This is a genomic window from Polaromonas sp. P2_G11 (assembly GCF_056403595.1).
Genome location: NZ_JBFUFE010000002.1, coordinates 143,988 through 170,661 on the forward strand (window position 1 = coordinate 143,988; position 26,674 = coordinate 170,661).

22 protein-coding genes are annotated in these 26,674 nt (G+C 60.6%); 20 read left to right on the forward strand and 2 right to left on the reverse strand.

Annotation, left to right across the window (positions count from 1 at the left end; translation table 11 throughout):
- Nucleotides 1–8 precede the first annotated feature (8 nt).
- The 7 genes from lgt (at nt 9) to AC1DWQ_RS07345 (ending at nt 8,887) form a co-directional block, all read left to right on the forward strand.
- Entirely contained in the window at nt 9–845 is an 837-nt protein-coding gene (gene lgt / locus AC1DWQ_RS07315) for a prolipoprotein diacylglyceryl transferase (RefSeq protein WP_477669056.1), read from the forward strand.
- 302 nt (nt 846–1,147) lie between these two features.
- Nucleotides 1,148–1,816: a GntR family transcriptional regulator gene (locus AC1DWQ_RS07320; protein WP_457280332.1), complete on the forward strand. Its 669-nt coding sequence runs from the start codon at nt 1,148–1,150 to the stop codon at nt 1,814–1,816.
- Nucleotides 1,813–3,291, forward strand: coding sequence for a malonyl-CoA decarboxylase domain-containing protein (locus tag AC1DWQ_RS07325; RefSeq protein WP_477669057.1), 1,479 nt, complete (start codon nt 1,813–1,815; stop codon nt 3,289–3,291). Before AC1DWQ_RS07320 ends, AC1DWQ_RS07325 begins: the two co-directional genes overlap by 4 nt.
- Before the next feature lie 52 nt (nt 3,292–3,343).
- Complete coding sequence (locus AC1DWQ_RS07330; protein ID WP_477669058.1) at nt 3,344–5,470, forward strand: alpha/beta hydrolase domain-containing protein; 2,127 nt, start codon at nt 3,344–3,346, stop codon at nt 5,468–5,470.
- 55 nt (nt 5,471–5,525) lie between these two features.
- Nucleotides 5,526–6,509 carry a Bug family tripartite tricarboxylate transporter substrate binding protein gene (locus AC1DWQ_RS07335; RefSeq protein WP_477669059.1) on the forward strand — a complete coding sequence of 328 codons (984 nt, stop codon included), beginning with the start codon at nt 5,526–5,528 and terminating at the stop codon, nt 6,507–6,509.
- 7 nt (nt 6,510–6,516) lie between these two features.
- Nucleotides 6,517–7,347, forward strand: a complete 831-nt coding sequence (locus tag AC1DWQ_RS07340; RefSeq protein WP_477669060.1) for an enoyl-CoA hydratase/isomerase family protein — start codon at nt 6,517–6,519, stop codon at nt 7,345–7,347.
- Nucleotides 7,334–8,887, forward strand: coding sequence for a malonate--CoA ligase (locus AC1DWQ_RS07345; RefSeq protein ID WP_477669061.1), 1,554 nt, complete (start codon nt 7,334–7,336; stop codon nt 8,885–8,887). Before AC1DWQ_RS07340 ends, AC1DWQ_RS07345 begins: the two co-directional genes overlap by 14 nt.
- 9 nt (nt 8,888–8,896) lie before the next feature.
- Here AC1DWQ_RS07345 and AC1DWQ_RS07350 read toward each other — a convergent pair whose 3' ends face one another.
- Entirely contained in the window at nt 8,897–11,032 is a 2,136-nt protein-coding gene (locus AC1DWQ_RS07350) for an acyl-CoA dehydrogenase (protein WP_477669062.1), read from the reverse strand.
- A gap of 512 nt (nt 11,033–11,544) precedes the next feature.
- Here AC1DWQ_RS07350 and AC1DWQ_RS07355 point away from each other — a divergent pair.
- From AC1DWQ_RS07355 to AC1DWQ_RS07370, 4 genes are all read left to right on the forward strand, one after another.
- Nucleotides 11,545–12,708 (forward strand): extracellular solute-binding protein, encoded by a 1,164-nt coding sequence (locus AC1DWQ_RS07355; protein ID WP_477669063.1) that lies wholly within the window; start codon nt 11,545–11,547, stop codon nt 12,706–12,708.
- A 100-nt stretch (nt 12,709–12,808) separates the two neighbouring features.
- Complete coding sequence (locus AC1DWQ_RS07360) at nt 12,809–13,912, forward strand: ABC transporter ATP-binding protein (RefSeq protein WP_477669064.1); 1,104 nt, start codon at nt 12,809–12,811, stop codon at nt 13,910–13,912.
- A 36-nt stretch (nt 13,913–13,948) separates the two neighbouring features.
- Nucleotides 13,949–14,890, forward strand: coding sequence for an ABC transporter permease (locus AC1DWQ_RS07365; RefSeq protein WP_477669065.1), 942 nt, complete (start codon nt 13,949–13,951; stop codon nt 14,888–14,890).
- Between the two features lie 13 nt (nt 14,891–14,903).
- Nucleotides 14,904–15,782, forward strand: coding sequence for an ABC transporter permease (locus AC1DWQ_RS07370; RefSeq protein WP_477669066.1), 879 nt, complete (start codon nt 14,904–14,906; stop codon nt 15,780–15,782).
- Here the strand turns inward: AC1DWQ_RS07370 and AC1DWQ_RS07375 are convergent.
- Nucleotides 15,727–16,674 (reverse strand): DMT family transporter, encoded by a 948-nt coding sequence (locus AC1DWQ_RS07375; RefSeq protein WP_477669067.1) that lies wholly within the window; start codon nt 16,672–16,674, stop codon nt 15,727–15,729. The two genes, AC1DWQ_RS07370 and AC1DWQ_RS07375, sit on opposite strands and share 56 nt — an antisense overlap.
- Nucleotides 16,675–16,845: 171 nt before the next feature.
- Here AC1DWQ_RS07375 and AC1DWQ_RS07380 point away from each other — a divergent pair, with 171 nt between their 5' ends.
- From AC1DWQ_RS07380 to pheT, 9 genes are all read left to right on the forward strand, one after another.
- A complete protein-coding gene (locus AC1DWQ_RS07380; RefSeq protein WP_477669068.1) occupies nt 16,846–17,280 on the forward strand; it encodes a gamma-glutamylcyclotransferase family protein in 435 nt (144 codons plus the stop codon).
- 320 nt (nt 17,281–17,600) lie between these two features.
- Nucleotides 17,601–18,920 (forward strand): isocitrate lyase, encoded by a 1,320-nt coding sequence (gene aceA / locus AC1DWQ_RS07385; protein ID WP_457280344.1) that lies wholly within the window; start codon nt 17,601–17,603, stop codon nt 18,918–18,920.
- A 167-nt stretch (nt 18,921–19,087) separates the two neighbouring features.
- Nucleotides 19,088–19,267: a hypothetical protein gene (locus AC1DWQ_RS07390; protein WP_431095808.1), complete on the forward strand. Its 180-nt coding sequence runs from the start codon at nt 19,088–19,090 to the stop codon at nt 19,265–19,267.
- Nucleotides 19,268–19,553: 286 nt separating this feature from the next.
- Nucleotides 19,554–21,461 (forward strand): threonine--tRNA ligase, encoded by a 1,908-nt coding sequence (gene thrS, locus AC1DWQ_RS07395; protein WP_477669069.1) that lies wholly within the window; start codon nt 19,554–19,556, stop codon nt 21,459–21,461.
- Between the two features lie 95 nt (nt 21,462–21,556).
- Nucleotides 21,557–22,156 carry a translation initiation factor IF-3 gene (gene infC / locus AC1DWQ_RS07400; RefSeq protein WP_477669605.1) on the forward strand — a complete coding sequence of 200 codons (600 nt, stop codon included), beginning with the start codon at nt 21,557–21,559 and terminating at the stop codon, nt 22,154–22,156.
- Between the two features lie 207 nt (nt 22,157–22,363).
- On the forward strand, nt 22,364–22,567 hold the full coding sequence (rpmI, locus tag AC1DWQ_RS07405; protein WP_007870723.1) for a 50S ribosomal protein L35: 204 nt from the start codon (nt 22,364–22,366) through the stop codon (nt 22,565–22,567).
- Nucleotides 22,568–22,592: 25 nt separating this feature from the next.
- On the forward strand, nt 22,593–22,952 hold the full coding sequence (rplT, locus tag AC1DWQ_RS07410; RefSeq protein ID WP_348046678.1) for a 50S ribosomal protein L20: 360 nt from the start codon (nt 22,593–22,595) through the stop codon (nt 22,950–22,952).
- 175 nt (nt 22,953–23,127) lie between these two features.
- Nucleotides 23,128–24,192 (forward strand): phenylalanine--tRNA ligase subunit alpha, encoded by a 1,065-nt coding sequence (gene pheS, locus AC1DWQ_RS07415; RefSeq protein WP_477669070.1) that lies wholly within the window; start codon nt 23,128–23,130, stop codon nt 24,190–24,192.
- A 32-nt stretch (nt 24,193–24,224) separates the two neighbouring features.
- Entirely contained in the window at nt 24,225–26,651 is a 2,427-nt protein-coding gene (pheT, locus tag AC1DWQ_RS07420; RefSeq protein WP_477669071.1) for a phenylalanine--tRNA ligase subunit beta, read from the forward strand.
- Nucleotides 26,652–26,674 lie beyond the last annotated feature (23 nt).

Sequence of the window (26,674 nt, forward strand, 5' to 3'; positions counted from 1 at the left end):
TACGGCCCATGCTTATTCATCCGCAAATCAATCCGGTTGCCCTGCAGTTGGGTCCCCTGGCCATCCATTGGTATGGCCTGACATATCTGGCGGCTTTTGGCCTCTTCTTCTTCCTGGCTACGCGGCGCCTTCGCCACGAGCCCTATGCGTCCATCACCGGCCCCGGCGCCTGGTCGCGCAGGGACATTGAAGACATCCTGTTCCTGGGTGTCATGGGTGTGGTGGTCGGTGGGCGGCTTGGCTACTGCCTTTTTTACAAGCCCGGTTACTACCTGTCGCACCCGCTTGAAATCTTTTTTGTGTGGCAGGGCGGCATGAGCTTTCACGGCGGGATGCTGGGTGTGCTGGCCTCGCAATGGTGGTTTGCCCGTTCGCGCCAGCGGCCCTGGCTGCAGGTCATGGACTTCGTCGCGCCTTGCGTACCGACCGGGTTGGCGGCGGGGCGCGTTGGCAACTTCATTAACGGTGAGCTCTGGGGACGCTTCAGCGACCCTGCTTTGCCCTGGGGCATGGTATTTCCGGGCAGCGGCGCCATGCAGCCGCGTCACCCCTCACAAATCTATCAATTTCTGATGGAGGGCTTGTTGCTGTTCGTGCTCCTCTGGCTGTACGCGCGCAAGCCGCGTAAGGTGGGGCAGGTCTCAGGGGCCTTCCTGGTCGGCTACGGTGTGTTTCGTTTCATCGCCGAGTTTTTCCGTGAGCCCGACGACTTCCTGGGCATCCTCGCCCTGGGTATGAGCATGGGTCAATGGCTTTGCGTGCCCATGATCGCAGCGGGTGTCGGGCTCTGGGTGTGGGCTTCCCGGCAGGGTCAACCCCGAAAATCCATCGCAGGCAGCTATTGATTTGTGGCGATAGCTCAGGGCGTCAGGACTGTCTGGCGCCCTGAGCCTCTCGCTTCGGGGCGCTAGGGTTTCTCCCTGTCGTTTTCGGGCACAGGGCACTTGCCTGACTGCTTTTTAGCTCCCATAATTATGTGTAATTACTTGAAATTACCGCTGGAATTCTGAAAACTCCAGACGCTGCCGGGGCAGTTGTATGAAAGCAGGTGGGTTTTCGGGACGTACCGGGCCATCGCGGTTGCCGGGTTCGGTGGATGTCTCGTGTATTTGGGTTCATTGCGTCAGCCGGTCAAAAGGGGTCTGTCATGCGTCTGGTCCAGAGTTCATTGCATCAGGAAGTCGCCAATACCCTGCGCGAGCAGATTTTTGCCGGCCAGCTGGCGCCCGGGAGTTTTCTGGACGAGGTGGCGCTATGCGAACGGCTGGAAATCTCCCGCACGCCACTGCGCGAGGCGCTCAAGGTGCTGACCTCGGAAGGGCTTCTGCGCCACGAACCCCGGCGGGGTTGCTTTGTCAATGAGGTGACCGAGCAAGACCTGGACGACATTTTCCCGGTCATCGCCTTGCTGGAGGGGCGCTGCGCCTATGAGGCGGCACGCAATGCCACCGACGCCGATCTGGCTGCGCTCACTACTTTGCATGAGCGGCTTAACAGTCACGCCAAAGCCGGCCGGATCAATGACTATTACGCGACCAATTTCGCCATTCACGAGGCCATCATCCTGTTGGCCAACAACCGCTGGCTCGCGCAGGCGATTGCGGACCTGCGAAAAATATTGAAGCTGGCGCGGCTCCAGCAGTTGCACGCGCCGGGCCGCCTGGCGCAAAGTCTTTCAGAGCACATGACGGTGTTTGCGGCCCTCAAAAGCCGTGACAGCGAAGGTGCCGATGCCGCCATGCGCACTCACCTGACGCGCCAGCGCGAAGCGCTGCGTGACCTTTCCCGCAGCCAGCGCTCCAGGGTGGCCTCATGAGCGCCGCAGACTGGCTCAGCCGCAATGTTTCGCGGCTCACGGCAGGCGAGAAAGGCCTTACAGAAAAAACTGCCGCAGGGCAAGCAGACCGTGCGCAAGCAGCTACAAAAAAGATAGCAGCTAGCGTCGAATTGCCCGCGCGAAGCACGCATGAACGGCTTCAGGCAACCCTGAGTCATAAGGACGAAGCGCTGTCGCCGCGCGTACTCCGCCGCACCTTGCAGGAGCTGCAGGCCATCATCGACCCACGCGTGAGTGAGGTGGAAGGCGGCCGGCGCGCCATGGCCATTGCGGCCTGGTACCAGGGCGCCACCCCGGCTCGCCGGCGCGACCTGTGGATGCTGATGAGTGAGCAGTTCGTCGCCAATCCGCAGAAGGTCAAGGCTGCGCAGGCGCAGTTTGCGGCTGCCGTGGGTACACCCGAAGAGGCGGTGGCCGAGGTGCGTTACCGCCGTGCCACAGTCTCACCGCGCCGGCGTCTGCTGCAGCGCTTCAGCGTCTATCCGGGCGGCATCCAGTTCCTGGTCGAAATGCGTGCGGACATGCAGCCCAGCCTCAAGGCCGACAAGCGCTTGCTCGCCCTGGATGTCGAAATGGAATACATGTTCTCGACATGGTTCGACGTCGGTTTCCTTGACCTGCGCCGCATCACCTGGGATTCACCGGCATCACTGATTGAAAAACTGATCAAGTACGAAGCGGTCCATGACATCAAGGGATGGGCCGACGTCAAAAACCGGCTCGACAGTGACCGTCGCTGCTATGGCTTCTTCCACCCGCGTCTTCCAGAGGTGCCGCTGATTTTTGTCGAGGTCGCGATGGTCGAGACGATCGCGGGCGACATCATGCCTTTGCTCGATGAGCTGGCAGCGCCCTCGGACCTGAGCCGCGCGACCACTGCGATTTTCTATTCCATCAGCAATACGCAGGCCGGCCTGCGCGGCGTGAGCTTTGGCGATTCGCTGATCAAGCGCGTGGTGGAGACCCTGAAAGAGGAGTTTCCCAAGCTCAAGACCTTTGCCACTCTTTCTCCGATTCCGGGGTTTCGCAGCTGGCTGGGCAAGAACGCGGCGGCCATGCTGGAAACGCTGGGAGACAAGGAGCTTGCCGCCCTGGGCCGGGCGGTGGGGTTTGAGCCGCCCACTGCAGGGCACCTGCTGACCGCCGCAGAAAACCCGCTGGCCCTCGGTGAAAAGTCGCCGGTGCGAAAGATGCTGCTGCACTGCGCGGCCCATTACCTGGGCCGGGCCCTGGAAGAGGGCAAGCCGCTGGATCCGGTGGCACGCTTTCATCTGGGCAATGGGGCGCGCGTGGAGCGCATCAACTGGGCGGGCGACCCGACGCCCAAAGGGCTCAGGCAATCGTACGGCCTGATGGTGAATTATCTCTATGACCTCAAGCGCCTGGACAAGCACCGCGCCTTGCTGGCCCAAGGAAAGGTGGCCGTTTCCGGCGCGATTGAGTCGCTTTTGTAGTTTTTTGCAGTTGCAGACGAGCAGTCGACATAAAAAAACGAAGGAGACAGACATGAGACCCGTTCACCTGCTGGGAAGGCTGGCGCTTGCGTCGCTGGCTGCCGTGTTGTTGCTGGGACATTCCGCCCAGGCCCGCGTCACGCGGATCGTGATTGACGAAACCGTTCCCCTGGCGGCAGATTTGTCGGGTGGTGTGGCCTTTGAACAGGTTGCCGGCCGCGCGTTCGGCGAGCTGGACCCCAAGGCGTCTGGCAATGCCATCATCCAGGACATTGAACTGGGCAAAGAGGCCGATGGCAAGGTACGTTACGTGGCCACCTTTGTGTTGACCAAGCCGGTTGATTTGTCCAAGGCCAGCGGCATAATGTGGCATGAGGTGCCCAACCGTGGTTTGCGCCGGCCCAATGTGGTGCAGGAGCGTGCATTGGGTGACATCGACCTCACAAGCGCCTGGCAGGGCGACAATGCCGGCGCCACCATGGTGCGGGCCACTGCTGCGGTCGAGCTTCCCCACTGGCTCAAGGTGCCGGTGGCAAGGAATGCCGACGGCTCACCCGTCACCGGCGAGGTGTTTGGCCGCATCGTCAATCGCACCGGCCCGGGTTCGCAACCGCTGGTTGTGCAAACAAATCCTGTTCCGTACAAGCCCGTGAGCCTGGACACGCGCCAGTCGCGCCTGGTGTCGCGCGCGGCTGAATCCACCCGCGGCGATGTGACCGGCGAGACAGTGATTCCTTCCACCGACTGGGCCTGGGCCAAGTGCGATGCGGCCAATCCTTTTCCCGGCGTACCTGATGCCACGCAGATCTGCCTGAAAAACGGTTTTGATGCCGGCAAGCTTTACCAGGTAGTGTTCAAGGCCGCCGATCCTTACCTGCTGGGCGTGGGCTTTGCCGCCTGGCGCGATATGGGGGTGTTCTTCAAGACGGCCAGGGCTGATGACGCCGGCACACCGAACCCGGTGGCTGGGGTGGTGACCCACAGCATTGGCCGGGGCGTCTCGCAATCCGGCAACTTTCTGCGCGGCTGGCTGCACTTGGGCTTTAACCGGGACGAAGCCGGGCGCCAGGTGCATGACGGCCTCTGGCCCATCATTGCGGGCCGGCGCATCGCGCTGAACTTCCGCTGGGCCCAGCCCGATGGCGTGCTGGAGCTGTACCAGGCCGGCAGTGAAGGGCCGCAGTGGTGGGCACGCGCGGCCGACCCGGTGCGCGGTGGGCCGCCTGCCGGTATTCTTGATCGTTGCGAAGCCAGCAAGACCTGCCCGAAAATCGTTGAGCACTTTGGCTCGGCCGAGGTCTGGGCCCTGAAACTTACGCCGGAATGGGTGGGTACCGATGCCAGGGCCGACCTGCCTCTGCCTGCCAACGTGCGGCGCTATTACATTGCCAGCTCCAGCCACGGCGGCGGGGCAGGGGGCTTTGACAACAGCCTGCCGGGCGTGGGCCTTCCAACGGCAGGCGCCAGTTGTCCGGGCAATAATTTCGGCACGGGTGTATTGCCTGCCAACCCGGTGCCGCATACCGAAACCGTGAACGCGCTGCGCGTGCACTTTCGTAACTGGGTGATGCGCGGCACCGAGCCACCGCCCAGCCGCTGGCCCACCCTGGCGCCGCGTGCGGGCGAGCCGCGCGGCACGCTGGCGCTGGCTACCAAGGAAGGCATCGGCTTTCCCACGCTGCCGCAGTTGCGCCCCACCGTGCCCGAGCCGGACTTCATCATGCCGGTGCTCGACTATGACTGGGGCCCCGCCTTCAATCCTGCCGATGGCTCGGGCGTGGCATCCAATGCGCCGCCGCCCATCCGCCGGGTGCTGCCCATGCTGGCGCCGCGGGTGGACGCCGATGGCAATGAGCTGGGCGGCGTGCCGGTGGTGCTGCTCGAAGCGCCGCTGGGCACTTACCTGGGCTGGAACATCACGGCGGGCGGTGCCCGGCCGTTCCACCAGGGGCAGATCTGCAATTACGTGGGCGGCATGGTGCCCTTTGCCCGAACGGCGCAAGAGCGCGGTGCCAACGGTGACCCGCGCCTGTCGCTGCAGGAGCGCTACGGTTCGCACGAGGGCTATGTGGCCGCCGTACGCAAGGCCACCGACAAAGCCCAGGCCCAGGGCTTCCTGCTGGCCGAAGACGCGGTGCGCTTAATCAAGGCTGCCGAAGCCAGTGCGGTGCTGCGCTGAAGGCGATTTTTACCGAATATCATCCCGTAGTAAAACCCATCAAAGGAGACAAACCATGATTTCATTTAACCGGCGCGACGTCCTGCGCATCGCTGCGGCCAGTGCTGCAACCGCATCACCCCTGCTGCATGCGCAGTCAGCCTGGCCCACCAAGCCAGTGACGATGATCGTGCCGTTTCCAGCCGGTGGCGGCACCGACGCATTCGCCCGCCCGCTGTCCGCCCAGTTCGCGAAGCTGACCGGCAAGCAGCTCATCATCGACAACCGCGGCGGCGCCGGCGGCACGCTGGGGGCCAGTATCGCTGCCAGGGCCCAGCCCGACGGCTATACGCTCTTCATGGGCGCAGTGCACCACACCATCGCGCCCTCGATGTATCCCAAGCTGGACTACGACATCGAGAAAGATTTTGTGCCACTGGCCCTGATGGCCAACGTGCCGCAGGTGCTGGTGGTCAACCCCCGCAACTTGCCGTTCCCCGACTTCAAGGCCTACCTTGAAGCTGTGCGCAAGGCGCCGGGCAAGTACAACTACGGTTCGGCCGGCGCGGGCACTTCGCACCACCTGGCCGGCGAGTTGTTCAAGCAGCAGACCAAGACCTTCATCACCCACATTCCCTACCGCGGCGCGGGCCCGGCCCTGCAGGATTTGATTTCCGGCAATGTCGACATGATGTTTGACGGCCTGGGCTCTTCCGCCAACCATATCAAGGGCGGCCGGATCAAGGCGCTCATGGTGTCCGGCACCAAACGCAACCCGGCTTTCCCGGATGTGCCCTGCGCCGGCGAACTGGGCTTGCCCAACTACACCGTGACCACCTGGTACGGCATGTGGGCGCCCAAGGGTACGCCGGCAGACGTGCAGGCGCGCATCGTGGAAGACCTGCGCAAAGCCGCCACCACCGACGAGCTCAAAGCCATCTGGGCCAACAACGGCGCGGACTTCGGCAACCTCACGCCGCAGCAATTCGGCGCGTTCGTGAGCGGCGAGGTCAAACGCTGGTCGGCCGTGGTGAAAGCCTCTGGCGCCAAACTCGACTGATCCCTTGATGACCGGTGTCGTTTTACTGGAAGTGAAAGGCCCCGTTGCCTTTGTGACGCTGTCCCATCCCGGCAAGCTCAATGCCATGTCTCGCGCCATGTGGCGCGAGCTACGTGCGGCGTTTGAGCGCATCCAGCAAAACGCAGCGTTGTGTTGCGTGCTGGTGCGGGGAGAGGGCGGGCAGTTTTGCGCGGGCGGCGACATCTCCGAATACGCCGGCTTTCGCTTTGAGGAAGCGGGCCTGCGCGCGTTTCATGAAGACGATGTATGGGGCGGCTTGCAGGCCATGCTGGACTGCGACGTCCCCATCGTCGCGCAGATCGAAGGCAACTGTATGGGCGCCGGCGTTGAAATTGCCAGCTGCTGCGATATCCGTATCGCCGGCGATACGGCAAAGTTTGGTGCGCCCATCGCCAAGCTCGGCTTCCCGATGGCGCCGCGCGAGGCTGCGCTGGTGATGCGTGCCGCCGGGGAGCTGACCGCTAGGGAGATGCTGCTTTCGGCTGCCGTTCTGGGGGCCGCCGAGATGAAGCAGCGCGGCTTTCTCAACCAGGTTGCGCCGGGCCAGGACGTCGGGGCCCTGGTCATGGCTTGCGTGGATCGCACCTGCGCCCTTGCGCCTGGCGCCGCTCGCCTGAATAAACAGGCATTCAGGGCTCTGGCGCCCACTGGACCAGCGCAACCAGCTACTGATTTGATAGCAACAGCCTACCGTTATGCACCTTCTGCCGAGCACCGCGAAGGTATTGCCGCTTTCACTGAAAAACGCCTGCCCCGGTTTGATCGCCGGGCGGCCGAAATTCCAACCATAGCCAGCCTGACCCATGAAAAACCATAACCTGTTTGCAACGCTTCGAGCCGCGTTTCCTTCTTCGCTCAATGAAGTCGCCGTCGAAACTGACAACGGCCTCTGCTATTCGTGGCGCGACCTCGAACGCGGCACTGCGATGATGGCCAACCTGCTGGCCTTGCTGGGGTTACCTGAAGGGGCCAGGGTGGCGGTGCAGGTCGAGAAGTCGGTGGAGGCCATGATGCTTTACCTGGCGACGCTGCGCGCCGGCTATGTGTTTTTGCCGCTCAACACTGCCTACCAAAGCGCCGAGATCGAATACTTCATCGGCAACGCGGAGCCGTCGGTGATAGTCTGCAGCAGCAAGAATTTTGGTTGGGTCAGCAAGATCGCCTTCAAGGCCGGCACGCAGAACGTGTTCACACTGGACGATGACCGCACAGGCTCGCTGCTGGACCGTGCAACGCATTGCAGCGACCGGCATGAAGTGGTGGCACGGCAGGCGGACGACCTGGCCGCCATCCTCTACACCAGCGGTACCACCGGCCGCAGCAAGGGCGCCATGCTTTCGCACGGCAACATGCTGAGCAATGCGCTGGTGCTTAAAGATGCCTGGGGCTGGACGGCTACCGGAGGGCCCGAAGGCCGTGGCGATGTGCTGATCCATGCCCTGCCGATTTTTCATGTGCACGGACTCTTTGTTGCCATTCACGGTGCGCTCATCAACGGCAGCAAGATGATCTGGCTGGCCAAATTCGACCCCAAGCTGGTGGTGAAAAAGCTGCCCCAAGCCACGGTGTTCATGGGAGTGCCCACGCTGTATGTGCGCCTGCTGGCCGAGCCGGGCCTGACGCGCGAGGCTTGCCGCAACATGCGGCTCTTTGTGGCGGGGTCGGCGCCTTTGCTGATCGAGACCTTCAACGAGTGGAAAGAGCGCACCGGCCACACCATTCTGGAACGCTACGGCATGTCGGAAACCGTGATGCTCACGTCCAACCCCTACCAAGGCGCCGAGCGGCGCGGCGGTACGGTGGGCTTTGCGCTGCCGGGTGTCAGCCTGCGTGTGCAGGACGAAGGCGGCGAGTCATTGCCGGCCGGTGAGATCGGCGGCATCCAGGTCAAGGGCCCGAATATTTTCAAGGGCTATTGGCGCATGCCGGAGAAGACAAAAGAAGAGTTCACCGCAGACGGCTACTTCAAGACCGGCGACGTGGGCAAGATCGACGAGCGCGGCTACATCGTCATCGTGGGCCGCAGCAAGGACCTCATCATCAGCGGCGGCTACAACGTCTATCCCGCCGAAATCGAAGGCTACATCAACGACATGCCTGGCGTGGCCGAAAGCGCGCTGGTCGGTGTGCCGCACCCGGATTTCGGCGAGGTCGGCGTGGCCGTCGTTATCGCCAAGCCGGGCGTCGTGCTCGAGGGCAGCGGGATTGTGGGCGAATTGAAATCGAAGCTGGCCAACTTCAAGATTCCCAAGCACTGCTTTGTGGTCAGTGAATTGCCGCGCAACACCATGGGCAAGGTACAGAAGAATTTGCTGCGTGAGCAGTACAAGGGATTGTTTACCCGGGCCGCGGCTTAAGAACAGGTTCTAAGGCGCAAAGTCGTCGACCTGGATCACCTTGTCGGCGGCGCGTAAATAAGCCAACGCCAGGTCCGGGCGGCTTGAGGCTTTCGCGGCGTGCTCCATGGACTGATTGCTGCGCACGGCCTTGTTCAGCGCCACGGTTTCTTCGCCGAGCTGCGTTGCCAGATCGAGCGCATCCATCAGGTCGCGCAGCCCGCCGCTGGTAGGCGTTGCCAAGTCAGGGCACAAGCGTTTCACCACGACGGGGTGGGTTCGCAGAAGTTTGGCCAGCTCCAGCAACTGAACATCCCGAAGCGGTGCCAGGCGTGTGCTGCGGTTCAGCACCAGCGCACCCACTACACGCCTTAGCGGCGAAGGAAAGTTGGCATAGAGGGCCTCCAGCGTGTTGCCGGCTTCATCGAGCCGTACGCGAATGGCTGCCTGTGCGACCGGCAGCATATTCGTATCCTTGTCGACGGCATAACGCCAAAGGCAGGCGCTGGCCATGTAGAGGTGGGCCAGCACATCGCCCAGCCGGGCCGACAGCAGCTCCATGCGCTTGAGCTTGCCGCCCAGCAAGCCCATGGCCAGGTCGCAGGTCAATGCGTACTGGCTGCTCAAGCGGGCGATGAGTCGGGCTTCTTTTTCCAGGCCCGCGGGGGGCGAGCCTTGCAAGGGTGCACCGGCTATGCTGTGCCAGAAGTTACGCAGCACGTGTCCGCCATGGCCGATCAGCGCTTCCCCCAGCGCCTGCGCATCGTTGCCTTGCACGGCTTGCATTTCCTTCATCACGTAGGGGTGGCAGCGCACCGCGCCTTGTCCAAAAATGATCAGCGAGCGGGTCAGGATGTTGGCGCCTTCCACGGTGATGGCAATAGGCGCGCCGCGGTAAGCCACCGACAACAGATTGGATGGCCCCTGGATGATCCCCTTGCCGCCCAGGATGTCCATGCCGCGGTTGACGGCGCGCCGGCCGGCTTCGGTCAGGTGCACTTTCAGGATGGCGCTGGCCACGCTGGGCTGCTCGCCCTTGTCGAGTACGGCGGCGGTGTAGCGGCGTGCGGCGTCCGTCGCATAGAGCTCACAGGCCATTTCCGCAATCACGCCGGCAATCGCGTCGAAGCGGCCGATGGGCAGGCCGAACTGCTCCCGCACCTGGCCGTAACCGTTGGCGACGAAAAGCGCGGTTTGCTGCATGGCCGAGCCCAACGCCGGCAGGGAGATCGCGCGCCCCGCCGCCAGGCATTCCATCAGCATGCGCCAGCCCTGGCCGACCTGCTGCTCGCCACCGATGATCCAGTCCATGGGGATGAAGACTTCACGGCCTTCGATGGGACCATTCATGAAGGCGGCGTCCATCGGCCGGTGCCGCCTGCCGATCTGCATGCCCGGTTGCGGCACGGGAATCAGCGCGCAGGTGATGCCCAGGTTGCGCTGTCCTTCGGGCAGGGTTTCGTCCACCGCGTTGAAGGCCAGGCCGACTACGGTAGCCACCGGCGCCAGGGTGATGTAGCGCTTGGAGAAATCCACACTGAAGCCGCGCACCATGACGCCGTCGATCTCGCGCGCGGTGACAACGCCGCGGTCAGGGATGGATGCGGCATCGGAGCCCGCATAAGGCGAGGTCAGTCCGAAGCAGGGCAGGTCGCGGCCATCGGCCAGGCGTGGCAGGTAGTGCTCTTTTTGCGCCGCTGTGCCATAGCGCAGCAACAGTTCGGCCGGACCCAGCGAATTGGGCACCATGACGGTGACTGCCGCAGAAATATTGAGTGTGGCGATACGCGTCACTACCGTGGCATGGGCGTAGTGGCTGAAGCCGAGGCCGCCCCACTCCTCGGGAATGATCATTCCGAAGAAGCGCCTGCCGCGCATGAAAGCCCAGACTTCGGCCGGCAGGTCGCCAGCCTGGTCGATGGCGAAATCGTCCAGCAGTGCGCACAATGCCGTGACCTCGTTGTCCAGGAAAGCCTGCTCTTTGGCGCTCAGTACATTGGGTCCAGCGGCCAGCAGGGCATCAAAATGGGGCGTTCCCGAGAACAGCTGGCCTTCGAACCCGACCGTGCCCGCCTCCAGCGCTGCCCGCTCGGTATCGCCCATGACGGGCAGTGCACGGGCAAAGGGTTTCATGGCGGCCTCGCCTAACCATCGGGTCAATCCCATGGGTTTCTCCTGAGCTGAAAGTAAGGGGTTGCCCTTAGCGTATGCAGCGCAGGCCAATTGGGCAGCCGTCCTTGGGCGTATCTGGCTGTAGGCGAATTGGCCCAGATGCCGGGCTGCCGTGGAGGCAAGCCCCGGGGAGAAAAAGTTCCCGCGGCTCTAGGGCCTGTCATCATATAAATCGCCCCCGCGTGGCATCCGGAAAAGGCCGCAATCTAGGCGCGAAATGAAGCCGGGGTAGGCCCCCGGTGAGGCTTCGCAACGACGAGTGCGGCCTTTTCCGGGTGCCACCCGTAGGGCTGGGGCTGCAAGGGGCGCCTCGCGTTGTTGCAGCCCTTGACCGGGGGATACCCCCGGTCGGCGGCCTGCGCCTAGCGCTGCGCCCCTTGCAGCCCCAGCGCGGGGGCGATTTATATGATGACAGGCCCTAGCCCTCTTATACAATTGCTCCGGTCTGATTTTTGCTTGAGTTTCCTGGTTTTTACTTCCAAGTTTTAAGAGGAGTTACGGACATTATGAAAAAGCATCTTGGCTATCTGGCGATTTCAACCATCCTGGCAGCCATGCTGGCCGGTTGCGGTAAAAAAGAGGAGGCACCTGTCGCTGCTGCTCCGGCGCCCGCAGCAAGCGCACCCGCCGCTGCCCCCGCCGAAGAAAAGGTGCTCAATGTCTACAACTGGCCTGACTATGTCGCCAAGGACATGATCGCCAACTTCGAAAAAGAAACCGGCATCAAGGTCAACTACCAGACCTTTGAAAACAACGAAGCCCTGCACGCCAAGCTGGTGGCAGGGAACACCGGCTACGACATCGTGGTGCCGGGCGCCGTATTCGCCAAACCACAAATCGACGGCGGCCTGCTTGCCAAGCTCGACAAGTCCAAGGTCGCCAACTACGGCAACCTCGACCCCGCCATCATGGAAAAGCTGGGCACCATCGACCCGGGTAACGCCTATCTCGTCCCCTGGGCCTGGAGCTTCACCACGGTTGGCATCAACAAGGCCAAGGTAACGAAGGCGCTGGGCTCCACCCCCATGCCTGAAAACGCATGGGACCTGGTGTTCAACCCGGTCTACACCGCCAAGCTCAAATCCTGCGGTATTGCCTACCTCGACTCGCCAACCGAAGTGCTGCCGCCCGCCATGCATTACCTGGGCAAAAACGCCTATTCGAACGACCCGGCCGACCACAAGGCTGCGGCCGCAATGCTGGCCAAGGTGCGTCCGCACATCCGCATGTTCTCCAGCACCATGATTGACGACCTGGCCGGCGGCAAGGCCTGCGTGGCACTGGCTTGGGCCGGCGACATCAACATCGCCCGTGCCCGCGCCCTTGAAAACAAGAGCGGCAATGACGTCGAGGCCCTGTTGCCCAGCACCGGCGGCCTGATCTTCTTTGACACGCTGGCCATTCCGAAGGATGCCAAGCACCCGAACAACGCGCTGGCTTTCATCAATTATTCGCTGCGCCCCGAGGTGTCCGCGTCCTTGACCAACGAGCTGGGTTACGCCACCGCCAACAAGGCCAGCCTGGCCAGCGTCAAGCCCGAGATTGCCAAGGACAAGGCGGTATTCCCCGATGCGGACAACCTGAAGAAAATGGTGTCTCCGGCCAGCTTCAGCAACGAAGCGCGTGAATCCATGAGCAACGTGTTCACTGCCTTCAAAAAAGGCAAGTGACGTTTTACTGATCTCTGGCAAGCGCTGATTTCAGTGTGAACCCGGCTGTGCATGCAATGCTTTGTGTGCGCAGCTTTTTTCTTGGTGAGAACCCCTGTTCATGAATCTACCCCTCCCGGCCGGTGACGGATTTTTGCGGACTGAGCAGCTGGTCAAGCGCTTTGATGGTGTGGCGGCGGTGGACGATGTGTCCCTGTCGATTCACAAGGGTGAAATCTTCGCGCTGCTCGGGAGCTCGGGTTGCGGCAAGTCGACCTTGCTGCGCATGCTGGCGGGTTTTGAAAAACCGACCGAAGGCTCGGTGATCCTGGACGGTGTGGACATCGCCTCTTTTCCGCCTTACGAACGGCCCATCAACATGATGTTCCAGTCGTACGCGCTCTTTCCCCATCTGACGGTGTGGGACAACATTGCCTTCGGACTCAAGCGCGAAGGCATGCCCAAGGGTGAGATCGAGGCGCGTGTGCAGGAGATGCTCAAGCTGGTCCAGCTGGAGACCTTTGCCAAACGCAAGCCGCACCAGCTCTCGGGCGGCCAGCAGCAGCGTGTGGCCCTGGCGCGCAGCCTGGCCAAGCGGCCCCAGTTGCTGCTGCTCGATGAGCCGCTGGGCGCGCTCGACAAGAAGCTGCGCGAACGCACCCAGTTCGAACTGGTCAACATTCTTGAATCCGTGGGCGTGACCTGCGTCATGGTGACGCACGACCAGGAAGAAGCCATGGCCATGGCATCCCGCATTGCCGTCATGAGCCACGGCCGTGTCCTGCAGGTCGGCACACCCAAGGAAATCTACGAGCACCCCAACTGCCGGTTTGTGGCCGACTTTATCGGCAACGTCAATATGTTTGAAGGTGAGCTCACGCTGGACGAGGCGGACCGCTGTGAAGTCACGACGGAGCAGGGCGTGGTGAATGTGGGCCACGGCATTAGTGGAACGTTAGGCATGTCGGTGGCCATCGCGGTGCGGCCGGAGAAGATTCACATTGCCAAGACCCGCCCTGAGGTGAACATCAACCTGTTCACTGGCAAGGTGCGGGAGATTGCTTATTTCGGCAGCTACAACACTTTCATTGTGGAAATGCCGGGCGGCCGCAGGGTGAAGATCACCGAGACCAACACCACGCGCCACGAGAGCTCCCTGATCACCTGGGAAGACGCGGTGTTCTTCTGGTGGGACGATTCGGCGCCCGTGGTGTTGACTCAATAAGCTGCTGCTGCGACGCCAAGCTATCTCACTACCGCGATGAAAATTCATTCCTGGCTTCAACTCAACCTGGGGCGACGCTTCGTGATCGGCGTGCCCTATGTCTGGCTGCTGTTGTTCTTTGTGTTGCCTTTCCTGATCCTGCTGCGGATCAGCGTCACGGACATGGGCAACGGTGTGGATCCCTTTGCGCCGCTGATCGAGACGGTGCAGGGGTCCTGGCACGTCATGCTGCGCTACAACAACTATGCGTCCATCTTCATCGACAAAGCGGCCGATACCGCAGGCGGCTTCGGCAACACCATCTACATGGAGGCGTACAAGACTTCGCTGAAGTACGCGGTACTGACGACGCTGTCGTGCCTGCTGATTGGCTATCCGTTTGCGTACTTCATTGCCCGGTCGCGGCCAGCGATCCGGCCGGCCTTGCTGATGCTGGTCATGCTGCCGTTCTGGACGTCCTTCCTGCTGCGCGTGTACGCGTGGAAGGGCATCCTGGCCGACCAGGGCGTGCTCAACAACCTGCTGCTATCCCTGGGCATCATCCAGGAGCCGATGGTGATGCTTTACACGGATGTGTCGATGCTGGTGGGTATGACTTATGTGTACTGCCCCTTCATGATCCTGCCGCTTTACGCCAACCTGGTGAAGATGGACTTTCGTCTGCTGGAGGCTGCCCACGATCTGGGCGCCAGCGCCTGGAAGGCTTTCTGGCTGATCACTGTTCCGCTCAGCAAGTCCGGGATCATCGCCGGCTCGATGCTGGTTTTCATCCCCAGCGTCGGCGAGTTCGTGATTCCGTCGCTGCTGGGGGGCGCTGAAAACATCATGATCGGCCGCGTGGTGTGGGACGAGATGTTCAGCAGCAACAACTGGCCGCGCGCATCCGCGCTGGCCGTGGTGATGATCCTCCTGATCCTGGTGCCGCTGGCTTTTTATTACCGCTCCAGCAGCGACCGTGACGCGCAAGGACGCCACTGAGATGAAAGAAGCCATGAGAACCTTCCTGCGCCTGGCAGAAGGCAACATAGGCCGGATCTGGATGGGGCTGGTGTACCTTTTCCTCTATATCCCGCTGATTTTCCTCATCGTCTTTTCATTCAACAGCACCCGGCAAGACGGTGTTTTCACCGGCTTTTCAACGCGCTGGTATGAGGCGCTGCTGTCGGACTCGCGGTTGGTGGAAGGATTTTTTCTGTCCCTCAAGGTGGCGCTGATCACCGGCACGCTGTCGGTGGTGCTCGGCAGCTTTGCTGCCTTTGTACTGGTGCGCTATTTGCGCTTTACCGGGCGTACGCTGTTCTATGGGTTGGTCAACGCGCCGCTGGTCATGCCCGAGGTCATCATCGGCCTGGCCTTGCTGCTGCTGATGGTGGCGGTGCAGCGCACCATCGGCTGGCCGGACCGGGGTTTCATCACCATCGTGACGGGGCACACCTTGCTCGGCATGGCCTACGCCACGGTGGTCATCCAGTCACGCCTCAGTGAAATGGACCGCACCCTTGAAGAGGCCGCCATGGACCTGGGCTGCCGGCCCGTGCAGGTGTTTTTTCTGGTGACCTTGCCAAGCATTGCACCGGCACTGGTGTCGGCCTGGCTGCTCACCTTCACACTGTCGTTTGACGACGTGGTGATCTCCGAATTCTTGTCAGGGCCCGGCGTGACGACCTTGCCGCAGGTGATCTTCAGCTACGCCCGCCGCGGTGTGAACCCGTCGATTTACGCAGCGGCCACGATTTTGATCACGGTGGTGTCGTTGGGCATCATTGCCTACAGCATTTCCGTGATGCGCCGGCAAAAGCGGCTGGACCGCGAAATCAGTGCGGCGGCTCGACCGGAACAGGCTTTCCCGGACCCCGTCCGGGCAAAGTAGCCAGCACGACGCCGGTCAGCGCGATGGCAAAAGCGCCGATCTGGGTGCCATTGAGCTTTTCTCCCAGAACAATGACGCCGACCGCTGCGGCACTGACCGGCAGCAATACGGTGAAAACGCCGGCCTGATTCGCCGGAATCGTCCTGAGCCCGGTCATCCAGAGCCAGACCGTCCATACGCTGGCTGCGAGCGAATAAAACAGCAGCAACAGCCACGCGGAGGGCGCCACCTTGCCAAAGTCAAATCCCCAAGCCATCCAGAGGCCGAAAGGGGTGACGAGGGCAAAGCCCCAGAGGTTGATCAGTGCGGTGATGCGTTTGGGGCTGAGTACGCCGGTCAGCTTCTTGCCGATGACGGCGTAGGCCGCCTCGCATAAAACCGCGCCCACCAGCAGCAAATTGCCCAGCCAGGCATTTCTGTGTGCCAAATCGGCCTCCGGACCAATGCTGACGGGCGCAATCAGCTCATTTTTTGATAGCGAAACAAGGCCAATGCCGAGCACCGCGCAGGCTATAGCGCCCCATACGCGCGCACCGATGCGCTCCCGCAGGAAGAGCCAGCTCATCAGCGCAACGGCTGCCGGAATGGAAGCCATGATCACACCGGCCGCAACCGCGCTGGTCATGCTCACGCCGAACAGCATGCAGATGGAAAAGAGGAAATTGCCCAGAAAGGATTCGAGGAACAGCAGTCGGCTGGTTTGCCGGCTCATGGGGACTTCGCCTGCCGGTTTTTTCAGCCAATGCAGCATTGCGGTGCCACCGATGCCAAAGCGCAGCCAGGCCAGCAAAAAGACGGGGAAGGCGATGACGAGGGGTTTGGAAAGCGCCACGTAGCTGCCAACGAGCGACATGCTGAGCGCCAGGCAGGCGTAGGCCACGATTCGGTTCATTAAACTGGAGGCTCCTGTGGTGCGGGCCAGTGCGGGGGCCTGCGTTTGTACCGGCCGGGAACGGCCTGGCAGAGGTTGAAATCATGCCTTAATTTCAGAGGGGCATTGCCGGTTACACGCAGCCTGGACAGCCCACAATCCAATGACGACTCTGGCGACGACACTCAAACAATGCCTCAATCTCCTGTCCGTTATGTTTTTGTTTACGGCACCCTGCGCAAGGGTGAGCAGCGTGACATCAACCATTTGCAGCCGCCACCTCGATGGATAGGGCGTGCCAGCGTGGCTGGCGTGATGCACCACCTGGGCAGCTATCCTGGCCTGACGCTAACCGGCCCGGGCACCGTGCAGGGAGAGGTGTATGCCGTGGCGCCCGAGCTGGAGCGTGTGCTGGATGAAATTGAGGAGGTCTGGCCGCAGCAGACCGGTGAATACACCAAGCGCGAGGTGGCGGTGCAGCTTGAGCCGGTATCCGGGCCTGGCCAACCGGAGCGCGCGCGGGAACTGGTGTGTTTCCTCTATGAGATCGCTCCCGAACGGATTCACGGAAAACCGGTGATTACGCTGGGCGATTGGGTGTTGCACCGAACTGGTGGCGCTAGCTGAGTCTCGCAGAGGGTCTGAGGGCCTCGAGAGGAAAGTCAGGGCCGAGGTGCGCTCTTGGCCATCGATACAAGCTGCCTTTCACATTTCATCATTCAATAAATTGATTCCGTAATGTGGAATTAACGAATGCTGCAGTGCAAAATTATTTCTCAATATGAGAGATTGAATTTTGCATTACGATAATTTTAATAAATATCATTGATTTTATTGAATTTTATTTTTGTCTTATATAAGACATAAGATCTTCACAAGGTCTTGTAGAAGACTTAAAGTTGATCCATCGAATTAGCCATTTCTTTATTCAACCTACGGAGCCCACCATGCCGCAAACCCTGACCGAACAATTGAGCCGCGACCAGCAAATTTCCGCCCTGGAAAAAGACTGGGCCACCAACCCGCGCTGGAAAGGCATCAAGCGCGGCTACAGCGCCGCCGACGTGGTGCGCCTGCGCGGATCCTTCCCGATCGAACACACGCTGGCCCGCCGCGGTGCCGAAAAACTGTGGGATCTGCTGCACAACGAGCCTTATGTGAACTGCCTGGGTGCACTCACTGGCGGCCAGGCCATGCAGCAGGTCAAGGCCGGCGTCAAAGCCATCTATCTGTCGGGCTGGCAAGTTGCTGCCGACAACAACAGCTACTCCGCCATGTATCCGGACCAGTCCCTGTACCCGGTGGACTCGGTGCCCAAGGTCGTTGAAACCATCAACAACACCTTCCGCCGTGCAGACGAGATCCAGCACTCCAAAGGCATTGATGCCGGCGACAAAGACTACATCGACTACTTTGCACCCATCGTCGCGGATGCTGAAGCCGGTTTCGGCGGTGTTCTGAATGCCTTCGAACTGATGAAGGCCATGATCAAGTCTGGCGCAGGTGGCGTGCACTGGGAAGACCAATTGGCTTCCGTCAAGAAGTGCGGCCACATGGGTGGCAAGGTATTGCTGCCCACCCGTGAGTCCTGCCAGAAGCTGATCGCTGCGCGTATGGCGGCCGACGTCTGCGGCGTGCCCACGCTGGTGATTGCCCGCACCGATGCTGAAGCCGCTGATTTGCTGACTTCCGACTACGACGAGATCGACAAGCCTTTCCTGACCGGCGAACGCACGGCCGAAGGCTTCTACAAGACGCGCAAGGGTCTTGAGCAGGCTGTAGCCCGTGCCAACGCCTATGCCCACTACGCTGACCTGGTGTGGTGCGAAACCGGCACGCCTGACCTCGACTTCGCGAAGAAATTCGCCGATGCTGTGCACAAGGTTCACCCAGGCAAGATGCTGGCCTACAACTGCTCGCCGTCTTTCAACTGGAAGAAAAACCTCGACGATGCCACCATCGCCAAGTTCCAGCGCGAGCTCGGCGCCATGGGATACAAGTACCAGTTCATCACGTTGGCTGGTATTCACTCCATGTGGTACAACATGTACGACCTGTCGCAAGACTACGTCAAGCGCGGCATGACGGCTTACATCGAGAAGGTGCAGGAGCCCGAATTCGCAGCACGCGACCGCGGCTACACCTTTGTGTCGCACCAGCAGGAAGTTGGCACTGGTTACTTCGATGAAGTGACCACCGCCATTCAGGGCGGCAAATCCAGCGTGACCGCACTGACCGGCTCTACCGAAGAAGAGCAGTTCCACTGATCTCACCTGACCGACGATTACCCAGACACTAGCGCCCTTAACGCGCAGCTTTTCAGCCCGGACAGGACTTAGGGCCTGTCCGGGCTTTTTTACAGGCATTTTTTAGCGTAGAGTGCAGTTTGTTACATAAAACACAAGATGTGCATGATTAACCGGAGGAGGTTGCCGTGTCGGAATTAACCGTGGGTTTCAAGCGTGTTCCCTGTCCTGATTGCAATGGCACCGGCGAACTGCGCATTGAAAGCGAAAACATCAATGAGCATTTTGAAGTCGAAAAACAAACGGTGATCACCGAATGTCCGCGTTGCCTTGGCCTGGGATTTTTGCCGCCGGCCTCACCGCAATAGGACTTTGTGGCGCGAGGCAAACAGGTGGCCGGCGAGCCATCTGCAAGCTGCCGTAAAATAGCCGCATGCAATCAATCAAGCTGGAAACAGGAAGGATCGTTCGGGTTATGACACCGCGAACTACGCCCTCGTCCGTTTTCTGGAGTCATCCAGGGCGCTAGTCCGCACCCCTTGGTGATTGTTAGCTACTGATTTCATAGCTTAAATCCATATCCCCCATCAAAGCGCGGCAGGTTCCGCGCTTTTTTGTTTTTCTGATTTCAGCCTGCTTATAAAAGTTATTCACATGATTCAAATCACGCTCCCCGATGATTCCAAGCGCGAATACCCCCAAGCCGTCACGGTGGCCGAAGTCGCCGCCTCAATCGGTACCGGCCTGGCCAAAGCGGCCTTGGGCGGGAAAGTTGACGGCAAGGTGGTCGACACCAGCTATCTGATTGATAAGGACAGCTCGGTTTCCATCATCACAGCCAAGGATGCCGACGGGTTGGACATGATCCGCCATTCCACGGCCCACTTGCTGGCCTACGCCGTCAAGGAACTGTTCCCGGATGCGCAGGTCACCATAGGCCCGGTGATTGAAAACGGGTTTTTCTACGATTTCTCCTACAAGCGTCCGTTCACGCCGGAAGACCTGGTGGCGATCGAAAAGCGCATGACGGAACTTGCGGCCAGGGATGAGCCAGTGACGCGCCGGGTGCTGCCGCGCGATGAAGCCGTGGCGCATTTCAAGAGCATAGGCGAGCATTACAAGGCTGAAATCATTGCGAGCATTCCCGCCAATGAGGATGTGTCGCTCTACCGTGAAGGCGCTTTTGAAGACCTGTGCCGCGGCCCCCACGTGCCCAGCACGGGCAAGCTGAAGTTCTTCAAGCTCATGAAGGTGGCCGGCGCCTACTGGCGCGGCGATCACCGCAATGAAATGCTTCAGCGCGTTTACGGCACGGCCTGGGCCACCAAGGATGAACTGCAGCAGTATCTGACGATGCTCGAGGAGGCTGAAAAGCGCGACCACCGCAAGCTCGGCAAGGAACTGGACCTCTTTCACATCGACGACCATGCACCTGGCCTGGTGTTCTGGCACCCCAAGGGCTGGACGGTCTGGCAGGGCGTTGAGCAGTACATGCGCAAGGTCTACCAGGACAACGGCTACCAGGAGGTCAAGGGCCCCCAGATCATCGACAAGACGCTGTGGGAAAAAACCGGCCATTGGGACAAGTACCGTGACAACATGTTCACGACCGAGAGCGAAAAGCGCGAATACGCCCTCAAGCCCATGAACTGCCCCGGCCATATCCTGATCTTCAAGCAGGGCATTAAAAGCTACCGCGACCTGCCGTTGCGCTACGGCGAGTTCGGCCAATGCCACCGCAACGAGCCTTCGGGTGGGCTGCACGGCATCATGCGTGTGCGCGGTTTCACGCAGGACGACGGCCACATTTTTTGCACCGAAGATCAGATACTGAAGGAATGCGTGGACTACACGACCTTGCTACAAAAGGTGTACACAGATTTCGGCTTCAAGAACATCATCTACAAGGTCGCCACGCGTCCCGAGGCCCGCATCGGCTCGGACGAAAGCTGGGACAAGGCTGAGCATGCGCTGATGGAAAGCCTGCGCGCGTCCGGTTGCGAGTTTGAGATTGCCCCCGGCGACGGCGCTTTTTACGGCCCGAAGATCGAATACACGCTGAAAGACGCCATCGGCCGCCAATGGCAGTGCGGCACCATGCAGGTCGATTTTTCGATGCCGGAACGTCTGGACGCCGAATATGTGGGCGAAGACGGTAACCGTCACCGCCCCGTGATGCTGCATCGCGCGATTGTGGGCAGCCTGGAGCGTTTTATCGGGATTTTGATCGAAGAGCATGCCGGCGCGCTGCCGACCTGGCTGGCTCCCGAGCAGGTTTCGGTGCTCAATATCACCGATTCCCAGGCTGAATATGCCCGGGAAGTTGCCAAAACACTGCAAAATCAAGGGCTTAGGGTCAATCTGGACCTGCGCAACGAGAAAATTACGTATAAAATACGGGAGCACTCGATGAAAAAGCTGCCGTATATCCTTGTCGTAGGCGACAAGGAGAAAGCGGCAGGTGCCGTTGCAGTGCGCGCCCGGGGTAACAAAGACCTTGGAGTGATGCCTCTCGAAGCCTTCGCTGAAACGATCGCTTCCGACATCGCGAAAAAAGCCTGATTTTTAACAAAATTGTTGATGAATTTGGCCTGTCGTCCTTACAGGACGGGCGCAAGCAGCTATAGCTTTTATAGCAAGAGTTAAAGGATAGAACCATCGCTACTGAATTTCGTGACCGCCGTCACCGTGAAGAACGCAAGCACCGCTTGAACCGTGAAATCATGGCCCCTGAAGTACGTCTGAGCGGGCCAGACAATGAGCCGCTGGGCATTGTCAGCATCACCGAGGCTTTGCGCCTTGCGGGTGAGGCCGATGTGGACCTCGTCGAAATCTCCCCCACAGCGGTTCCACCGGTGTGCCGGTTGATGGATTACGGCAAGTTCAAGTACGCCGAGCAGAAAAAGGCGGCGGAAGCGAAGTCCAAGCAAAAAGTGATCGAGATCAAGGAAATCAAATTCCGGCCCGGCACTGACGATGGGGACTACAACATCAAGTTGCGCAACATCAAGCGCTTCTTGGAAGAGGGCGACAAATGCAAGATTACTTTGCGTTTTCGCGGTCGCGAAATCACGCACCAGGAACTGGGCTTGGCCCTGCTGGCGCGTATTCGTGATGAGTTGGCCGATTTGATTGTGGTGGAGCAATTCCCCAAGCTTGAAGGCAGGCAGATGGTCATGATGATCGCGCCGGGTCGTAAAAAACCGGGTACTGCCAAGCCGGCAGCCGAGACGGCTCCGGCACAGTCCGCAGCCTGAGGCTGGCGGACAGCGGATAAGGACAAGGGGCGCTTTGCGGCGTTCCTGCGAAAGCAGGTGCAAGCCAGCTTTCCAAAAGCGGAGGGGTCAAACCTTTTGCGATCAGCGGGAAGTCGAAAGATTTTCCGCTTAACAAGTGTCTCGGGGCCATCAAGTCTGCGGAAGGTTCGCAGCGCCTCACGAGCACAAATGAAAAGGAGCATTCACATGCCCAAAATGAAGACCAAGAGCGGCGCTAAAAAGCGTTTCCGCGTTCGTCCGGGTGGTACCGTCAAGCGCGGCCAAGCCTTCAAACGTCACATCCTGACCAAGAAGACCACCAAAAACAAACGCCATCTGCGTGGTGCGGTGACTGTCCATGAGACCAATATGGGTCACATGGCACAGATGCTCCCAGGCCAGGGCATTTAATTAACGACGAACAAGGAGTACACACATGCCTCGCGTCAAACGTGGTGTAACGGCTCGCGCCCGCCACAAAAAAGTTTTAGCCCTTGCAAAAGGTTTCCGCGGCCGCCGCGGCAATGTCTTCCGTATCGCCAAAGAAGCGGTAATGAAGGCTGGGCAATATGCCTACCGTGACCGCCGTACCAAGAAACGCGTGTTCCGCCAGTTGTGGATCGCCCGTATCAACGCTGCAAGCCGTTCATTCGGCCTGACTTACAGCCAGTTTGCCAATGGCCTGAAGAAAGCCGGCATCGAGATCGACCGCAAGGTTCTGTCCGACATGGCCATTCATGACAGCGCCGCTTTCGGCGCCATCGTTGAACAGGTGAAAGCCAAGCTGGCTGCCTGATTTTCAAGCCGGGCAGTGTTGGTGCTATTAAATCAATAGCTGCTTGCGCAAGAAAAGAAAGGGCTGGAGCTTGAAAAGGCTCTGGCCCTTTTTCATGGCTCTTTCTGCAGTACTCCCGGAACACGAGTGCTGCTGAAAGCGCCTTCGCTGTTTTGTATTTCGAACAAGAGAACGTATGACTCAACCCGATGCCCTCCAGGAACTGGTCAGCACCGCCCATGCCAGTTTTGCGCAGGCCAACACGCCCGCCGACCTGGAAAACGCCAAGGCGCAGTTCCTGGGCAAAACCGGCCGCGTCACGGAATTGATGAAAGGCATGGCCGCACTCAGCGTGGAAGAAAAAAAATCCCGTGGTGCCGCCATCAACCTGGCCAAACAGGCCATCGAAGCTGCATTGAACGATCGCCGTCAGGCACTGGCCGATGCCGAGCTGCAAAAACAACTGAAAGCCGAAGCGTTCGACGTGAGCCTGCCCGGCCGCCAGCGCGCGCAAGGCGGCTTGCATCCCGTTTCGCTGACGCTGGAACGCATTGAAGGCATTTTTGGCTCCATGGGTTTCGACGTGGCCCAAGGCCCCGAGATCGAGACCGACTGGTTTAATTTCACCGCGCTCAATACGCCCGAAGACCATCCAGCGCGTTCGATGCACGACACCTTTTATGTCGAGGGCGGCACCGAGGCCGCGCCCAACCTGCTGCGCACCCACACCAGTCCCATGCAGATCCGCTATGCGGTCCAGCATGTCAAGAAGCATCGCGCGCTGATCGATGCCGGCGGCCGCATGCCCGAAATTCGCGTCATCGCACCGGGCCGCACCTACCGTGTCGACAGTGATGCCACCCACTCGCCCATGTTCCACCAGTGCGAGGGCCTGTGGATAGGCGAGAACGTGAGCTTCAAGGATCTCAAATTCGTCTTCACCGATTTCTGCCGCACCTTCTTTGAAAGCGACGATCTGGTGCTGCGTTTCAGGCCCAGCTTTTTCCCTTTCACCGAGCCCAGTGCCGAGATCGACATCCAGTTCCAGGCTGGCCCGCTGGCCGGCCGCTGGCTCGAAGTCGCCGGTTCCGGCCAGGTGCACCCGAACGTGGTGCGCAACATGGGGCTGGACCCCGAGAAATACATCGGCTTTGCCTTCGGCATGGGCCCTGACCGCCTGACCATGCTGCGCTACGGCGTGAATGACCTGCGCCTGTTCTTCGACGGCGACATCCGCTTCCTCTCCCAGTTTCAGTCCTGAAATTACAAGAACAAGAAAAACAAGGTTAGACCATGCAATTCCCAGAATCCTGGTTGCGCGAATTCTGCAACCCGCCTTTGACGACCCAGCAGCTCGCCGACACACTCACCATGGCCGGCCTGGAGGTCGAAGAACTCAAGCCGGTGGCGCCTCCGTTCACCAGGATTGTTGTTGGCGAAATCAAGGAAGCCGTCCAACACCCGGATGCCGACCGCCTGCGCGTCTGCCAGGTCGACGTGGGGCAGGGCAGCCTGCTCAACATCGTTTGCGGTGCACCCAACGCCCGCGTCGGCATCAAGGTGCCATGTGCCCTGGTCGGCGCCGAGTTGCCTCCCGGTGAAGACGGCAAGCCCTTCCTGATCAAGGTCGGCAAACTGCGCGGCGTGGAAAGCCAGGGCATGCTGTGTTCGGCGCGCGAACTCAAGCTCTCTGAAGACAACGGCGGCCTGCTCGAACTGGTGGCCGATGCGCCGCTGGGCCAGGACATCCGTGAGCATTTGAAGCTCGACGACACCCTGTTCACCCTCAAGCTCACGCCCAACCTGGCGCATTGTCTGAGCGTCTACGGTGTTGCGCGCGAAGTCGCTGCGCTCACGGGTGCACCGCTGAAGACACCGGTCATTCCCGCCGTGGCTGCCGCCGACACCGCGAAACTGCCGGTGAAGATCAGCGCGCCCGATTTGTGCGGCCGCTTTTCCGGCCGCGTGGTGCGCAACGTCAATACGAAAGCCACCACACCCCAATGGATGGTCGATCGCCTGGCGCGCTGCGGCCAGCGCAGCGTGACGGCGCTGGTGGACATCTCCAACTACGTGATGTTCGAGCTGGGCCGTCCCTCGCACATCTTTGACCTCGAAAAAATCCATGGCGGGCTCGATGTCCGCTGGGGCAAGCCCGGCGAGACGCTCAAGCTGCTCAACGGCAATACCGTGACGGTTGACGAAAAAGTTGGCGTGATTGCCGACAATGCACAGGTGGAGTCGCTGGCCGGCATCATGGGCGGCGATGCGACCGCCGTCTCGGACGACACGAAACATGTCTACGTCGAAGCTGCCTTCTGGTGGCCCAAGGCCATCGCTGGCCGTTCGCGCCGTTATAACTTTTCGACTGACGCAGGCCACCGTTTTGAGCGAGGCGTTGATCCCGGGCAGACCGTCGAGCACATCGAGCGCATCACCCAGCTGATCATCGACATCTGCGGCACACCGGAAACGGTGTGCGGCCCCATGGACGACCAGCAGGTTAACGTGCCCAAAGCGGTGCCAGTCACTTTGAGGGTGGCGCGTGCAGCCAAGGTGATCGGCATGCCCCTCACGCAGGCGCAATGCCTGGACGCCCTCCAGCGTCTGGGCCTGCCGGTGACGCAAGGCGAGGGCACGCTGACCGTGACACCGCCCAGCTACCGCTTTGATCTGCAGATCGAAGAAGACCTGATTGAAGAAGTGGTGCGCATGGTGGGTTACAACCAGCTCCCCGAAACACCGCCGCTGGCCCCCATCACCGCCAGGTTGCGCGCTGAAGCCGAACGCAGCCCCTTTGGCGTGCGTCGCGCCCTGGCATCACTGGGTTACCAGGAAACCATTAACTTCAGCTTCGTGGAAGAGCGCTGGGAGCTTGAGCTTGCCGGTAATCCCAACCCCATCAAGCTGCTCAATCCCATCGCCAGCCAGATGAGCGTGATGCGCTCTTCACTGCTGGGTTCGCTCCTGCAGGTGCTCAAGTTCAACCTGGACCGCAAGGCGCCCCGTGTGAACGTGTTTGAGTTGGGCCGCGTTTTTCTGCGCGACACCCAGGTTCAGAACACCGACACCACTGTGGCAGGCTTCAACCAGCCCATGCGTGTGGCTGGCCTGGCCTACGGCCCTCGGGCGGCGATGAACTGGAGCCAGCCTGACAAGGCCGTGGATTTCTTCGATGTCAAGGGCGACGTGGAGACTTTGCTTGCACCGCTTCAGGCCGTTTTTGCGCCGGCGGTGCACCCCGCCATGCATCCCGGCCGCTGCGCAAGCGTGTCCGTGGGCGGCAAGCCGATTGGCTTTGTGGGCGAGTTGCACCCGCAGTGGCGCCAGGGCTACGACCTGGCCCAGGCGCCGCTCCTGTTTGAGCTGGAGCTTGATGCCGTGCTGCAGCGGCTTGTGCCGGAGTTCAAGCCGGTCAGTAAGCTCCAGCCGGTGGAGCGTGACATCGCCGTCATCGTGGCCGAAAGCGTCACACATGCTGCGCTGATGTCGGCCATCCACGGTGCAAACACGCAGGGCCTGCTCAAGGGCGCGACGCTGTTTGACGTCTATCGGCCGCAGCAGGCAAGCGCGAGCATGCAGCTTGGCGAAAAAAGCCTGGCCGTGCGCTTGGTGCTTTCGAGCGACGCCGCTACACTGACAGATGAGGAGATTGAGGCGGCCGTTCAGTCGGTGCTCGACAATCTGCAAGGTCAGTTGGGTGCCCGCTTGCGGGCCTGACCTTTCACGAATAGCGCTCACAA